Below are 14,405 nucleotides of genomic sequence, written 5' to 3'. Positions count from 1 at the left end.
TTTCCGTTGACCGGCATTCTTGCCGGTGGGTGCGGTTCTACTCCCCCCGGGTCGGCCCGGTCCAGCCCGGGCAGGGTACGTGGGGGCGCCCCGCCCCGGCGAGCTGGAGCGTGACCCTCCCCGCGCCGGGCGGCCAACGGTATATGCCGGGCGCACCACCGCATCGGGTGTCGTGGAATCCCTTACGGTCCGTGGCGGGCTGTGCAACAGTCGTAGACGGCCCTCACCCCGTATCGGAGTCGATATGCCACCCCACCTCCATGCGGACCACGTCCCGCCGCCCGAGCGGGGCGCGGTGGACGCGCTCATCTCCCAGGCCCACCGGTTGCGCGGCGGTGTGGACGCGGTGCGCGCGGACGCGGGCACCGAGCGGGCGGACGGCCCGCCGGACGCCCAGCAGCGCTGGCGGCGTGCCCTGTGCGACCTCGCCGTCCACCAGCTGGACGACCTCGGGAACCATCTGAGACAGCTCCGGGAGGGGCTCGCGCCCGCCGAACCGGCCCCCGGCGCACCGGAGTACCCCGGATACCCGGGAGCCGGGGGCACCGGGAGCGCGGGCGCCCCGGGGTACCCGGGCGCGGAAGGCGCCGCGTGCCTGGAGGAGTTCCCGGCGGCCACCGCCGGGCGCTCCGGGGCCGCCTCTCCGGACGGGACGGAGCCGGGCGGCGTACCGGGCGGCCGCGCGGGCAGTGCCGAGTGGAACCTGCTGACCGACGAGGTGAGCTGGTCCGAGGAGCTGTACCGGATCTTCGGCCGGGCGGTGTCCGACGGGCCGCTCTCGCTCGACGAACTGCCCTCCTGGGTTCCGGACGCCGACCGGCCGGGGCTGGCCGCCGCCTTCACCGACTGCCTGGTCGACGGCAGGCCCGTCGACCGGGAGTTCCGCGTCATCCGCCCGGGCGGTTCGGTGCGGACGGTGCACCTGGTGGGCGAGCCGGTGCTGGACGGCGGCGGCCGCACCGCCTCCATGTGGGCCGTGGTGCGGGACGTCAGCGATCTGCGCCGCGGTGAGTACGTCCTCCGGGAGAGCCACGACCGCCTCCAGCGTGAACGGCACCTCGCGCGGGCCGAGCGGCGGCTCGCGGTCGAGCTGCACGAGGCGGTACTGCCCCCCTGGCGTGGGCCGGTCCAGCTCCCGCCCGGCGCGCGCCGGGGCACGGGCGCGCTCGAACTCGCCTCGCACTACCTGCCGTCCGCCACCAGCGCCCTGATCGGCGGCGACTGGTACGACGCGCTGGCCCTCCCGGACGGCGCCACCCTGCTCACCGCCGGTGACCTCACGGGCCACGGCGCAGCGGCCACCTCGGGCATGGCCATGCTGCTCGGCGCGGTCCGCGGGATGGCCATCGCCGGGGTGGCGCCGGGCCAGCTGATGGGCCACCTCAACCAGCTGCTCGACGCGGCCGCACAGCCCGCGCTGGGCAGCGCGGTGTGCTGCCGGTACGAACCCGGTGCGCGAAGCCTCGTCTGGGCGCAGGCCGGGCATCCTCCGCCGCTGCTGTTCCGGAACGGGACGGGCCGCGTGCTGGAGCCCCCGGAGGGCGTGCTGCTCGGCGTCGCCTCCGGCGCCGAGTACGGCCAGCACACCGAACGGCTCGCCCCCGGGGACCTGTTGGTGCTGCACACCGACGGACTCGCACCGCGCGGGCCCGGCTCCGCTCCGGGGACCACCACGGAGGATCCGCCGGGCGGCGCGGAGCGGCTGCTGGGGCTCGCCGGGCGGTTCGCGACGGCGCGCACCGCACAGGAGTGTGTCCGGGTGGTCGCCGAGGAGTTCGGCGACCGGGAGCGCGAGGACGACGCCTGCGTCCTGGTGGCCCGCGTCACCGCCTGAGCGGAACAGAGCAGCCTGGGGGTCAGGTCGACGGCCCGGCCGGCGATGCCGACGCGCCTGATGGTGCGTCAACCGCGTGTGTCCGAGGGCGGTCCACGAACAACCGTGCTCCACGGCGGGGTTCGCCAGCCCATGTGCGAGGGAGGCGAGTTGACACGCGGTGAACGGCAGGGCCCCTCCGGGAGCCGCGCCCCGGAGCGGCCCGGGCCACGGGCGGCCAGCGGCGCTGACGCCCGTCAGCCATGTCCACGACGGAGGCCAGCGGAGCCCGCGGACTGCTGGCCTCCGCCAGCACCGGAGCACCCGCGTGGAGGACGTCCCAGACGCCCGGGCCGTCCCCGCACGGAGCCAGGGGCCCGTCACGGGGACCCGGACCGGCCGGGGTTCGGCCCGGACACGCGGGAGTTCACGTCCGGCGGTGACCGGCGGGGCCCGGGGCGCGCGGTCCGGTCACATCGCCATCGCCCCCGCCGAGCGCGGCCCTCCGTGCCCGGGGTCCCGCCTGCCACCCCGCTGTCCGGGGGAGCCGGAAGACCGGGGTGAGGCGTTCTTCTTCGGTATCGCCCGCTCCAGTTCCTCACGCAGACTCTCGATCTTCCCGTACCCGGTGTAGCGGCTGGTGAGCCGGTACATCTCCCGCAGCCGGTCCCAGGTGCGGTGCGAGGAGTTCTCCCGGATGGAGACCAGCGCCAACCGGGCGTAGCTGTCGGCCTGTTCGGGATCGTCCGCCAGGAGGCAGGCGGAGGCCAGGGAGATGTAGTCGAAGATCTGCGAGCGCTGGTGGCCCCCCTCGCGGAGCCGCAGCGCCTCCTTGGCGTGCCGCTCCGCCAACGAGGCCGCGGAGGCGTCGTGTTCGGCGAGGGTGCGGAAGGCCAGTGCCTGCATCCCGTGCAGGTCCGCCTCGTCGAACATCTGCATCCAGCTGGGCGGGGGGACGTCTCCCCGGTCCGCGGCGAACAGCTCCTCCGCCTGCCCGAGGGTCCGCCGGGTCGCCTGCCCCCGGCCCATGGAGGCGTGGGCCCAGGCCTCGATGGTGCGCAGCATGGCGCGGGTGCGTGGCAGCGTCTCGTCCCCCGAGCCGGACTGGGCCAGCTTCATGAGATCCAGCGCGTCGTCCGGACGGCCGAGGTGCACCATCTGGCGGGCCGCGCGGGAGAGGGCCTCCCCGGCCCGGGGCCGGTCCCGCCCCTCCCGGGCGGCGTGCGCCGCGATCACGAAGTACTTCTGCGCGGTGGGTTCCAGGCCGACGTCGTGCGACATCCACCCGGCGAGCACCGCGAGGTTCGCCGCCACGCCCCAGAGCCGCCGTTGCAGCGACTCCGGGTGCTGGTAGGCGAGCATGCCGCCCACCTCGTTCAACTGGCCCACGACGGCCTTGCGTTGGAGCCCGCCGCCGCGCGCCGCGTCCCAGGCTCTGAAGACCTCGACGGAGCGCTCCAGGGCCTCGATCTCCTCGGTCCCCACCGGTGCCGCCTCGTACCGGTCGAGGGCGGCCTGGTCCGCGTGGAGTGGGTTGCCGGTGCCGAGCGTGTCCTCGGCGAACGGAGCCGGGGGGTCCGTCCGCAGCCAGTCGTACATCGCTCCGCTGAGTGCCGTTCCCGCGGTGAGCGCGGCACCCGCGCCCACCACGCCGCGTCGGTTGAGCATGAGGTCCATTCCCGTGAATTCGGTGAGGACCGCGGCGGTCCGGCCGGGTGGCCACGGCAGACCGTCCTGGGTCTGCCGCTTCCCCGCGCACCCCGACGGGCCGAGCCCGAGGTCCTCGATGGTCACGACACGGCCGAGACGCTCGGTGAACAAGGCGGCCAGCACCTGCGGTACGGGGTCGCGCGGGGTCTCCCCCACGTCGATCCACCGGCGCACCCGCGAGGTGTCGGTCGCCAGCTGCGGATGCCCCATGACAGCCGCCTGCCGGTTGACGAGCCGCGCCAGCTCGCCCTTGGACCAGCCCGCGAGACCGAAGAGGTCGGCCAGGCGGGTGTTGGGTCCCTTGGTCACGTCAAGCCCCCAGGATCTCGGCTGAGTTGACAGTAACCCCGGCTCAGGGGCGCGGCGAGCATTCGCCAGGGTTCGCCAGGGTCCGCCACATGGTGTGCCACCCGCGCACCGGTGTGCCGTAGGAACGCGCCACCCGGCCCGGCGCCCCGGGCTTCCGGCCGCCTCGGCGGGCGGGAGCGCCGGAGCGGACCGCACTCCCCAGGGTGCGAGGTCACCGACCGAGCCGGGGGCGTACCCACCCGTCGGCGTACGAAGGGATCCGGCTCGCCCATGTACCCAGCAACGTCGCCCGTCTCCGCACCGTCCCGGACTCTCGGCTCCCCTCCGTACGGCGGGGGCGGGGCCCGGACCACGGCACCGCTGCTCCCCGGTGGTCCACGCGGTGGCGGTCCGGCACGGCGGCGGCGCGCCCACCCCGGCGCCACCCCCCTGCTACGGACGGAGCCGGATCTCGCGAGCGCGCAGGACGCCCAGGTGCGGGCGGCCGTCGCCAGTGTCCGCCGGGCCTGCCCGGAGTTCCACCCGGTGCGGGTGCTGCGGCGGCGCGGGCGCACGATGCTGCTGGCGGGAACGGCGGGCCGGGTGCCGGTCATCGCCAAGCACCTGCTCGACCACTCCCCCGACCCCACGGAGCGGTTCGAGCGGGAGATAGCGGTCTACCACGCTTTCGCGCTGGGGCGTCCCCCGGTCCGCGTCCCCCGGCTGATCGCGGCTGACGCGGCGGCGCACTCCCTGGTCATCGAGCGGCTTCCGGGGCGGGTCGCCGCCACCCGGCGCCGTCCCTTCGAGGCTCCGGAGGAGGCGGGGCTGCGCGCGGTGCTGGACGCCTGCCGTCTGGTGAACCTCTGGCGGCCCGAGCCCGCCGCCTTCGGGCGGCCGATCGACTATCCGGCCCGGCTCAACCGCCACCACGAACTGGGGCTGCTGACCGACCGGGACATGGGCGAACTCCAGACCCTGCTGCGCGGCATCGCGCAGGCGAGCCCCGGGCGCAGCGCCCCCTGGCAGTTCTGCCACGGCGACGCCCTGCTCACCAACATGCTGCTGGGCCCGAGCGGTCCGGCGCTGGTCGACTGGGAGAACGCCGGCTGGTACCTCCCGGGGTACGACCTGGCCACCCTGTGGACGGCGCTGGGCGAGGCCCCCCGGGCCCGTCGGCGGATCAGTCAGCTCGCGCAGTCCGGCGGGCCGGCGGCGCGGGACGCCTTCCTGCTCAACCTGATGCTGGTGCTGACCCGGGAGATCCGGCACCGTGAGAGCGCGGTGCGGCGGGCCATGAACGCGCCCCCGCGCGGACCGGCCCCGGCGCCCGGCGCCGGGGGTCCCGCCCTCTCCGCCGGGGAGGAACAGCGGTTACTGCTCCGCCGGTTGCAGGAGGACTGCGCGCTGGCCCGCAACGCGGTCCGCGCCTCCGTGGGCACGCGCTGAGCCCTCCCCTGCGACTCGACCGGGGGCCCGACGCGGCCGGGGTGGCGGGAGCGCGCGCCACCCGGCCGGGTTCCGCCCCGCCCGGGCGTCGGCCGATCAGGCGGGAGCCGTGGGGCCGGTGCGCGGCCGAGGCGCCGGGTCGCCCAGGCCCGGGGGCGTGCCGCGCGACGGTCACCGACGGTCGGCGGTGATTGGCGGGGTGTGAGGCGCGGGACACATGCGGACGTCGCACGGTCCCGCGCTGACGCCCGCCCGAGGAGGCCACCGTTGTCCACTCCCGACTCCGAGCCCCCCGTTCCGGCCCCCGCGCGGCGCTCCCGCCGGGCCACCGTCCGGGCGGCGGGGACCGCCCTCACCGCCGCCGCGCTGAGTCTGCCGCTGCTGGCGGCCGCGCCGGCCGAGCCGGGGCCGGGCGGCGCGGCCGCCCCCGCACGCGACGGTCTCCAGCGGCAGTTCGCCGAGGCGGCTGAGCGGCACCGGGTGCCGCCGCGCCTGCTGCTGGCCGTCGGCTACCTCCAGTCCCGCTGGGACACCCACGGCGGTGCGCCCAGTGTGTCCGGCGGCTACGGTCCGATGCACCTGACGGACGCCCGTGCCGCCCTGGCGAGGTCGGCCCGGCCCGCCCCCTCGTCCCGGGGTGGCGGAACGGAGACGGAGGCGGCGCCCCTCCGGCACGGCGGCAAGGACGGCGGTGGGGAACGGGTCGAGCGTCCGGCTCCCGCCCCCCGGGCCGGTTCCGGTCCCGTCCCGGCCGAGTTGCGGACGCTGGAGCGCGCCGCGGAGCTGACCGGGCTGTCCGCGGCTGAGCTGCGCACCTCCACCGCCGCGAACCTGCGGGGCGGTGCCGCGCTGCTGGCCGACGCGCAGCGGCGGCTGGGCCGCCCGTTGAGCGACGACCCCTCGGACTGGCGGGCGGCGGTGGCGGCGTTCCCCAGCGGTGGACGGCTCGCGGGCGCGGCGGAGGACGCGAAGCGGGCCGGAGGCACGGAGGACGCACGGAAAGCCGAGGGCACGGAGGGCGCACAGGGCTCGGAGGGCGGGGAACGGGAAGCCACCGGCGCGGCCTTCGCCCGCGAGGTCTTCGACGTGCTGCGCACCGGTGAGCGGCGGGTGACCGACACCGGCCAGCCGGTGGCACTGCCCGCCACCCCCGGGGCGCGGCCGGAGCCGGAGCCCCGGGCGGGCGCGGCGCCGCCCGCCCCGACGACGGACTGCCCCGCCGATCTGGGCTGTGTGTGGGATCCGGCGCCCTACCGCACCTACCGCGGCAAGGACGGTGCCGAGGACTACGGCAACCACGACCGGACCCGCAGGCCCCGCTCCCCGCGGATCGACACCATCGTGGTGCACGACGTGGAGGGCACGTACGACAGCGCGGTGCGGATGGTCAAGGACCCGGCCTACGTCTCCTGGCACTACACGCTCCGCTCGGCGGACGGCCGGATCGGCCAGCACGTCCGGACCCGGGACGTCGCCTGGCACTCCGGCAACTGGGACGTCAACACGCGCTCGATCGGCCTGGAGCACGAGGGCTTCCTGGCCGACCCGGACGCCTGGTACACGGAGACCGCCTACCGCACCTCGGCCCGGCTGGTGCGGCACCTGGCCGCCACCTACCGGATCCCGCTGGACCGGCAGCACATCATCGGGCACGACAACGTGCCGGGGGCGACCACCGGGACCATCAAGGGGATGCACACCGACCCCGGCCCGTTCTGGGACTGGCGGCACTACTTCCGGCTGCTCGGCGCCCCGTTCGCGGCGGCGAGCGGAGCGGACGCCGGGCGGGCCGGGCAGCTCACGATCCTTCCCGACTACCCCAACCACCGGCCGCGCTACACCGGTTGTGGTGGGGAGCGGGCCCGCTGCTCCCCGCACGGCTCCGGCGCGGTACGGCTGCGCGTGGCGCCGGAGCCCGACGCGCCGCTGGTGCCGGACACCGGGCTGCGCCCGGGCGGCGAGCCCTCCGGCGACGGCGTCAACGACACCGGCGCCCGCGCCTCGACCGGCCAGCGGTTCGCGGTGGCCGGCCGGCGGGGTGAGTGGAGCGCCGTCTGGTACCTGGGCAGGAGGGCCTGGTTCCACAACCCCGCGAACCGTCCCACCGCGGTACCCGCCCGGGGACCGCTGGTGACGCCGCGACCGGGAAAGACCTCGGTGCCGGTCTACGGGCGGGCGTACCCGGAGGCGTCGGCGTATCCGAAGGGCGTCCCGGCTCAGCCGCTCTCCCCGCTCCCGTACCGGATGGAGGCCGGGCAGCGGTACGCGGCGAGCCGGTCGGAGGAGAGCGTCTACCTGCGCGCCGACGGTTTCGACCCGTCCGCCAAGCGCTTCACGGTGGTGCGGGGCGGTGTGCGGTACCACCGGATCCAGCTGGGGCACCGGCTCGCCTACGTGCGGGCGGACGACGTGCGGCTGCTGGACGGTGCCGCGTCCAGCGCGCCGTAACGCCCGGCGACCGGGCGGGGCGCGGTCCGCTGAGGTCCCCGGGAGGGGTCAGCGCTGCTGGAACATCTCGGCGGGCAGCGGCTTCAGCAGCGCGTAGAGATCGTTGGTGATCGGCCGGTCCCAGCTGGCGATGGTGACCAGGACACCGTCGCTGCGGTCGAACTGGACGCAGGAGATGCGGTCCTCCGTGCAGGTGATGCGGCGGACGATGAGGAGGTTGTCCTCGTGCATCACCGGGTCGTCCTCGACGCTGACGACCTCGACCGACTCGTCGTTCTCCAGGGCCTCCAGCAGCTGCGTCACCTCGAAGGGCACCTGTCCCTCGGGGACCTCGCGCACCGGGGAACCCTCCGGCAGGTTACCGATGATCATCGCGGGGCCCCGTCCGCCGAAGAGGTCGTACCTCAGGAAGACGCCCTGGCAGGAGCCGTCGTCTCCGGGTAGCAGACCCGCACCGAGGTTGCCGGGCCAGTCGGAGGGGTCCATGGCCAGGACGTCGAAGTCCGGACCCGCGGGCACGGCGTGGCTACGGCGGCGGAGGAAGGACATGGGGCCATGGTACGTGCCCCGTTGACGCCCGCGACGCGGGGACCGTCCACCCGAAGCCGTCCCGCCTCGCCCCCGCCACCGGTGGACCGCCCCTCCGGGAACGCGCCCCAGCGCACGGGCCGGACACCCCCCGGAACGCCCGCGGGGGTCCACCCCGAGACGGGACGGCGCCGAGACCCGGGGATGGCACGGACGGTGACGGGAGAGGCCCGGGACACGGCGCCCCCAGCAGGAACCGACGAGCCCACCGTCGCAGGCTGCGGCCGTCCCCGGACGGGCAGGGGCAGCAGACAGAGACGGGCAGAGGCAGACACGGCCAGAGACGGCCGGTGGAACGGAACGCTGGAGTCCGGAGGCCGGGCACGGTGACGGTGACCGTGATGGTGACGGACGGGACGAGGTGACGGTGGGCCGGAGCTGCTACGCTCGACGGCTCAGAAGTCTCAACTAACCGTCACAGTACTTCCGTTGAGGATTGTAGCGAAGACCATGGAGACACGTCAAGTGAGTGCGGCGCTGACCGCCGCCCTGCGCGCCGAGCAACGGTACGTGGACGGCCTCTACCTCCGGCTCGACGAAGAACGCGCGGCCGCCGAGGCGGAGTTGGCGCACGTCCGGCGGCACGGCGCCGACGCGGGCACCCCACAGGCCCTCGCCGAGCGCGACGCGGCCACCACCGAGCGGGCGCGACGGCTGCTCACCCTGAACTCGGTGGACAGCGGCCTGTGTTTCGGCCGGATCGACACCACGGACGGCGAGTGCCACTACGTCGGCCGGATCGGCCTGCGCGACGCCGCCCACGAACCCCTGCTCGTCGACTGGCGGGCCCCGGCCGCCCGGCCGTTCTACGCGGCCACCCCCGGCGCCCCCTCCGGCCTGGCCCGGCGGCGGCACCTGCACTCCGCCGGGCGGCAGCTCACCGGCGTGGACGACGAGGTGTTCGCGCCGGACGGGCTGGACGAGGAGGACCGCCGGGGACTCGTGGGGGAGGCCGCGCTGCTGGCGAGCCTGCGCCGGGGGCGGACCGGTCGGATGACGGACGTGGTGGCCACCATCCAGACCGAACAGGACCGGGTGATCCGCTCGGGACCCCACGGGGCGCTGGTGGTGCAGGGCGGCCCCGGCACGGGGAAGACGGTCGCGGCGCTGCACCGGGCCGCCTATCTGCTCTACACCCACCGGGAGACGCTGGCCCGCCGGGGTGTGCTGATCATCGGCCCGAACCCGGTCTTCCTGCGGTACGTCGGCGAGGTACTGCCCGGGCTCGGGGAGAGCGACGTGGTCCTCCGTCCCCTCGGGGGCCTCTTCCCCGGCCTCCGGGCCGAAGCCGAGGACCCCCCGGCCACCGCCGTCGTCAAGGGGGATCCGCGGATGGTGGAGGTACTGGCCAGGGCCGTACGGCAGCGGCAGCGCACGCCCCCGGGCGACCTGCTGGTGACTGTCGAAGGTGCCCGGCACGGCGAGGAGTTGACGCTGCGGTTGCCGCACGCCGCATGCGTGCGGGCGCGCGAGGCGGCGCGCGACCTGGGCCTGCCGCACAACGCCGCGCGGGGGCACTTCCTGCGGCGGATGCTGGACGCTCTCGTCCGGGTCCAGGCGGCGGCGCTCGACCTGCCGCTCGACGCGGCCGAACTGCGGTACGGACCGGGCGAGTTGTGGCGACAGCCCACGGTGCGCCGGACCCTGGGTACGCTCTGGCCGTCCCTCGACCCGTGCGAGACCGTCGCCGCGCTGCTCCAGGAAGCCGGCACCCTGCGGGCGGCGGCCGAGTCGCTGCTGGACGCGCGGGAACGCGCCGCGCTGCTCCGCTCCCCGGACGCCCCGTGGACGGTCGGTGACGTCCCGCTCCTGGACGAGGCGGCCGAACTGCTCGGTGAGGACGGCGCGTTGGCCCGCGCGCACGCCCGGGCCGCGGCCGAGGAGCGGCGGGAGGAGGAGCGGTACGCGCGGGAGGCGCTGCGCGGCGCCGGGCTGGAGGGGACGCTGGACGCGGAGGTCCTCGCGGACCGCTACCTGGGGACCGGGCCGGAACGGGACACCGCCGAGCGGGCGGCGGCCGACCGGAGCTGGGTGTACGGGCACGTGATCGTGGACGAGGCGCAGGAACTCTCGCCGATGGCCTGGCGGATGGTGATGCGCCGGGTGCCCAGCCGTTCGATGACGATCGTCGGGGATCTCGCGCAGACCAGTGGGGCGGCGGGGGCGGACTCCTGGGCGGAGGTGCTGCGTCCGTACCTCGGGGACCGCTGGCGGACGGAGCGGCTGACGGTCAACTACCGCACCCCGTCGGAGGTGATGGAACCGGCCGCGGCGGTGCTGGCGGAGGTCGCCCCGGAGTTGGAGGCTCCGGAGTCGGTCCGGACCTCGGGGGTGACGCCGAGGAGGGTGCGGGTGCCAGGCGGCGGGCTGGTGGCCGGGGCGGCCCGGGCGGCGGCGGACGACCTCGCCGCGCTGGAGGAGTCGGGCGGCGGGCGGGCCGCGGTGATCGCCCCGGAGCGGCTGCTGGCGGCGGTCGCGGACGCGCTTCCCGGGGCGGCGCTGGGCGGGGGCGCGGCGGTGCTGGAGGCTCCGCTGTCGGTGCTGACCGTGCGGCAGTCCAAGGGGCTGGAGTTCGACCGGGTGGTGGTGGTCGACCCGGCGGGTATCCAGGGCGCCTCCCCGCGTGGCGGCCGGGATCTGTACGTGGCGCTCACCCGCGTGACGCATCGGCTGACGGTGGTGTACGAGGGCGAGCCGCCCCGGGCCCTGCGGCCGCCGGCGGCCGGGAGGCGGGGGCCCGGCCGTGGCCGGACTCCCCACTCCCGCCCCTGAGTTCACCCCCGGACGCGGGCCCGGGGCGGAGGCGTCAGAGGATGCGGCAGCCGTTGAAAACGCCGAGCCGCTCGCGGTACAGCTCGATGGGCACGCCGTTGGGGTCCTGGAGGTAGAGGCTCTCCTCGGCCCCACGGTCCGGCCCCGCGTAGGGCACGCCCGCCCGGTCCAGCGCGGCGCGCGCCGCGCTGTGCTGCTCCTCGCCGACGGAGAGCGCGAGGTGCTGCACCCCGCCGACGGTCTCGGTGAACTCGGGGTGCGGGTGGCCGGGGAAGTCGAAGAAGCCCAGCAGGTTGTGGTTGCCGATGTCGAAGAAGAAATGGGTCGATCCGGGGTAGTCCCGGTTCTCGACGATCTCCACCAGGGGGAAGCCGAGGAACTCCTGGTAGAAGCGGATGGTCTCCTCCACGTCCCGGCAGATGAACGCGACGTGGTGCACTCCGCGCGCGGTGCTCCCGGGGCGTTCGGACGCGGAGGCCAGATAGCGCTCCCGCAGCTGCTCACGCCGGGCGCGCAGGGTCTTCAGTTCGGCTTCGGTGGGCTCAGCCATGGCCGTTCCTCCTCGGGCGTGGTTACAACTTCAACTATCCACCCCCGCCGTCCTCTTCGGTAGCCGCACCACGCTCGGCTTCGCTCTCCGCGTGCGCCGGGCGCGCCGCGCGCCCCGCTCGCCCACCGTCGGCGTGCGCGGGGTACGCGGTGCGGGGCGGCGGGGCCCGCCCTCGCCCTCCGGGTGACCGGACGGGACGAGGTCACACCGGGGCGTCCGCGAAACCCGCCGGGATCGTGCGGTACGCCGCTCGACCCGCTGGAACCCGCTCGGACTCCGCCCTCCGGCCACCGAGCCCGCCGGGCCACGCACCGCGGGCACGGCGGAGCTGGCCCGGTCAGCGGACGGGGCGGGCTCAGCCCGCGCTGGAGGCACGCTGCTGACGGCGCGTGGCGACCTGCCGGTACAGCTCGACGGCCTCGGCGCTGCGGCCCAGCTGCTCCAGGCAGTGCGCCTCGTCGTTCCGGCTGGTCAGCGCGTGCGGGTGGTCCGGGCCCAGCACGCGTTCCCGGACGGCGGCCACCAGCCGGTACTCGTCCAGCGCCTCGGCCCAGCGGCTGAGCCAGCCCAGGCCGACGGCCACCTCCCGGCGGCTGACCAGGGTGTCCGGGTGGTCGGGGCCGAGCGTCCGCTCACGGATGGCGCAGACCTCGCGCGCCTCGGCCAGCGCCTCCTCCCAGCGGCCGAGGCGGCCCAGGTTGACGCCGAGTCCGTGCCGGGCGCGCAGCGTCTCCGGGTCGGCCGGGCCCTGCGCCCGGGTGCGGGCGGCGACCAGGTCGGCGTACAGCTCCAGGGCCTCCGCGCTGCGCCCCAGACGCCCCAGGCTGATGCCCGTCTCGTAGCGGGCGGCGAGGGTGTCGGGGTGCTCCGGGCCGAGGGTGCGGGCCCGGGACTCGGCGACCGCCGCGTAGGTCTCCAGCGCCTCCGCCCAGCGCCCCAGGCGGCCGAGCGCGTACGCGACCTCGTACCGGGTGACGAGGGTGTCCTGGTGCTCGGCGCCCAGCACCCGGGTCCGCGCGACGGCCACCTCACGCGCCATCCGGTAGGAGTCCTCCAGACGGCCCAGCCTGCTCAGGTTGAAGGCGAGGTTGTGGCGGCAGCGGAGGGTGTCCGGGTGGTCGGCCCCCATGGTGTTCTCCCGGGCGGCGAGCACCCCGGTGTACACCAGGTGCGCCTCCTCGTGCCGTCCGAGCTGGCCGAGTACGTAGGCGGACTCCTGCCGCGCGGCGAGGGTGTCGGAGTGGTCCGGGCCGAGCAGCGCCGAGCGGCCGGTGGCCACCCGCCGGTACTCCTCCAGCGCCTCGGCGTGCCGTCCCAGCCTGCTGAGGGTGAAGCCGACCTCGTAGCGGCTGGCGAGGGTGGCGGGGTGGTTCTCGCCGAGCAGCGCCTCGCGTTCGGCCGCGACCGAGCGGTGCACCTCGCAGGCCTCCTCCCAGCGGCCCAGACGGCCCAGGTGCAGACCGGTGTTGTGCCTGCTGGCCAGGGTCGCCAGCAGGTTCGGGGAGGGCCCCGCGGGCTCCTCCGCCCCGGGGGCTGACCCGGGTGGCGCGGTGGGCTTGCGGGGCAGCGGCACCAGCGGTGGCTCCCCCGGTCCGGGCACCTCGGTGGTCCACCGGTCGGCGTCGGTGCCGCCGGGCGGCTGACCGGGCGGGGTGGCGGTGCTGACCGGCCAGGCCCCGCTCGACCGGGAGGCGGCGCTCTCGCCACGCGACCCACCGCGCGTCCAGCCCGTTGGGCGGGGCCGAGCGGGCCGGGCCAGCCCGCCGCCGGGGCTGGGGGCCTCGCGCGCCTCGGCCAGGTCGCGGCCGAGGTCGGCGGCACTGTCCGGACGGGCCGCCGGATCCTTGGCGAGCAGCTGGAGGATGACCCGCTCCAGCGGTTCGGGAAGGTCCGGACGGTGGGTGCGCGGGGGTTCGGGCGGGGTGTCCCGGTGGCCGAGCAGCACCGCCCAGGGGTCGCCCCGGTCGAAGGGCGGGGTGCCGGTGACGATCTCGTACAGCACGCAGCCGAGGGAGTAGAGGTCGCTGCGGTGGTCGACGGCGCGGCCCGCGATCTGCTCGGGCGACATGTAGTGCGGGGTGCCCATCGCCACGCCGGTGCTGGTGAGTTTGGAGGTGAAGCCGATGTCGTGGCCGAGGCGGGCGATGCCGAAGTCGCAGATCTTGACGGTGCCGTCCCGGGTGCGCATCACGTTGGCGGGCTTCAGGTCCCGGTGCACGATGCCCTGGTCGTGGGTGTAGGCGAGGGCGGCGGATATCTGCTCGGCCACCTCCAGCACGTCCGGCACGTCGAGCGGCCGGTTCGCGTTGCGCTCCAGTAACTGGCTGAGGTTGTCGCCGTCCAGCAGCTCCATCACCAGGTAGAGCAGGCCGTCCTGTTCACCGAAGTCGTGCACCACCGTCACCCCGCGGTGCTGGAGGGCCGCCGCCACCCGCGCCTCGCGGCGGAAGCGCTCCCGCAGGACCTGCGTGAACGCCCGGTCCCCGCCCGGGTCGAGGGGCTTGAGGCACTTGACGGCGACCCGCCGGTGGAGGGACTCGTCGACCGCGCGCCACACCTCTCCCATGCCGCCGCGCCCGATCAGCTCAAGCAGTCGGTAACGGCCCTGGATCAGTGTGGTGTCCGCCATCGCGTGCCGTCGCCCCCGTCGAATCGCTCGTGGTGCGCTCCCCCTCCGCTCAGTATGACGTCCTCCGCGCCGTGTGTGTATGCCGTGCGTGGCGGCGGCTTCGCGCGGCGTTCGCCCCCGGAGCGGCCACGGTGGCGCTCCGGGGGCTCGGGGTGCGT

The 14,405-nt window shown here is 75.7% G+C and carries 8 protein-coding genes; 4 read left to right on the top strand and 4 right to left on the bottom strand.

Annotated elements, in window-relative coordinates; translation table 11 throughout:
- Window positions 1–244 precede the first annotated feature (244 nt).
- Complete coding sequence (locus tag E0L36_RS09015) at window positions 245–1,834, top strand: PP2C family protein-serine/threonine phosphatase (protein WP_180928293.1); 1,590 nt, start codon at window positions 245–247, stop codon at window positions 1,832–1,834.
- A gap of 450 nt (window positions 1,835–2,284) precedes the next feature.
- On the opposite strand, the gene E0L36_RS09010 is transcribed toward E0L36_RS09015, so the two are convergent.
- A complete protein-coding gene (locus tag E0L36_RS09010; protein WP_308416675.1) occupies window positions 2,285–3,832 on the bottom strand; it encodes a hypothetical protein in 1,548 nt (515 codons plus the stop codon).
- A gap of 270 nt (window positions 3,833–4,102) precedes the next feature.
- Here E0L36_RS09010 and E0L36_RS09005 point away from each other — a divergent pair, with 270 nt between their 5' ends.
- Both E0L36_RS09005 and E0L36_RS09000 read left to right on the top strand, forming a co-directional pair.
- Window positions 4,103–5,260, top strand: coding sequence for an aminoglycoside phosphotransferase family protein (locus tag E0L36_RS09005; protein ID WP_180928292.1), 1,158 nt, complete (start codon window positions 4,103–4,105; stop codon window positions 5,258–5,260).
- Between the two features lie 267 nt (window positions 5,261–5,527).
- Entirely contained in the window at window positions 5,528–7,708 is a 2,181-nt protein-coding gene (locus tag E0L36_RS09000) for an N-acetylmuramoyl-L-alanine amidase (protein WP_180928291.1), read from the top strand.
- Window positions 7,709–7,756: 48 nt separating this feature from the next.
- On the opposite strand, the gene E0L36_RS08995 is transcribed toward E0L36_RS09000, so the two are convergent.
- The gene (locus E0L36_RS08995) at window positions 7,757–8,257 is read right to left on the bottom strand and encodes a hypothetical protein (protein WP_180928290.1); all 501 of its coding nucleotides are present in this window, start codon (window positions 8,255–8,257) and stop codon (window positions 7,757–7,759) included.
- Between the two features lie 489 nt (window positions 8,258–8,746).
- On the opposite strand from E0L36_RS08995, the gene E0L36_RS08990 reads away from it, so the two are divergent.
- Window positions 8,747–11,068 carry an ATP-binding domain-containing protein gene (locus tag E0L36_RS08990; RefSeq protein WP_180928289.1) on the top strand — a complete coding sequence of 774 codons (2,322 nt, stop codon included), beginning with the start codon at window positions 8,747–8,749 and terminating at the stop codon, window positions 11,066–11,068.
- A gap of 34 nt (window positions 11,069–11,102) precedes the next feature.
- Here E0L36_RS08990 and E0L36_RS08985 read toward each other — a convergent pair whose 3' ends face one another.
- The gene (locus tag E0L36_RS08985) at window positions 11,103–11,618 is read right to left on the bottom strand and encodes a VOC family protein (protein ID WP_180928288.1); all 516 of its coding nucleotides are present in this window, start codon (window positions 11,616–11,618) and stop codon (window positions 11,103–11,105) included.
- Between the two features lie 355 nt (window positions 11,619–11,973).
- A complete protein-coding gene (locus E0L36_RS08980) occupies window positions 11,974–14,247 on the bottom strand; it encodes a serine/threonine-protein kinase (RefSeq protein ID WP_180928287.1) in 2,274 nt (757 codons plus the stop codon).
- Between the last annotated feature and the right edge of the window lie 158 nt (window positions 14,248–14,405).

This window comes from Streptomyces sp. AJS327, from assembly GCF_013450295.1.
Taxonomy (GTDB): Bacteria; Actinomycetota; Actinomycetes; order Streptomycetales; family Streptomycetaceae; genus Streptomyces.
Note: the sequence above shows the minus strand (reverse complement) of the source record. Positions and strands in the feature narration are given on the sequence as shown.

Excerpts from the sequence above, each read along its gene's own strand:
- E0L36_RS09015 (WP_180928293.1), top strand. The coding sequence starts at position 245 with ATGCCACCCCACCTCCATGCGGACCACGTCCCGCCGCCCGAGCGGGGC.
- E0L36_RS09005 (WP_180928292.1), top strand. The coding sequence starts at position 4,103 with ATGTACCCAGCAACGTCGCCCGTCTCCGCACCGTCCCGGACTCTCGGC.
- E0L36_RS08995 (WP_180928290.1), bottom strand. The coding sequence starts at position 8,257 with ATGTCCTTCCTCCGCCGCCGTAGCCACGCCGTGCCCGCGGGTCCGGAC.
- E0L36_RS08990 (WP_180928289.1), top strand. The coding sequence starts at position 8,747 with ATGGAGACACGTCAAGTGAGTGCGGCGCTGACCGCCGCCCTGCGCGCC.
- E0L36_RS08985 (WP_180928288.1), bottom strand. The coding sequence starts at position 11,618 with ATGGCTGAGCCCACCGAAGCCGAACTGAAGACCCTGCGCGCCCGGCGT.
- E0L36_RS08980 (WP_180928287.1), bottom strand. The coding sequence starts at position 14,247 with ATGGCGGACACCACACTGATCCAGGGCCGTTACCGACTGCTTGAGCTG.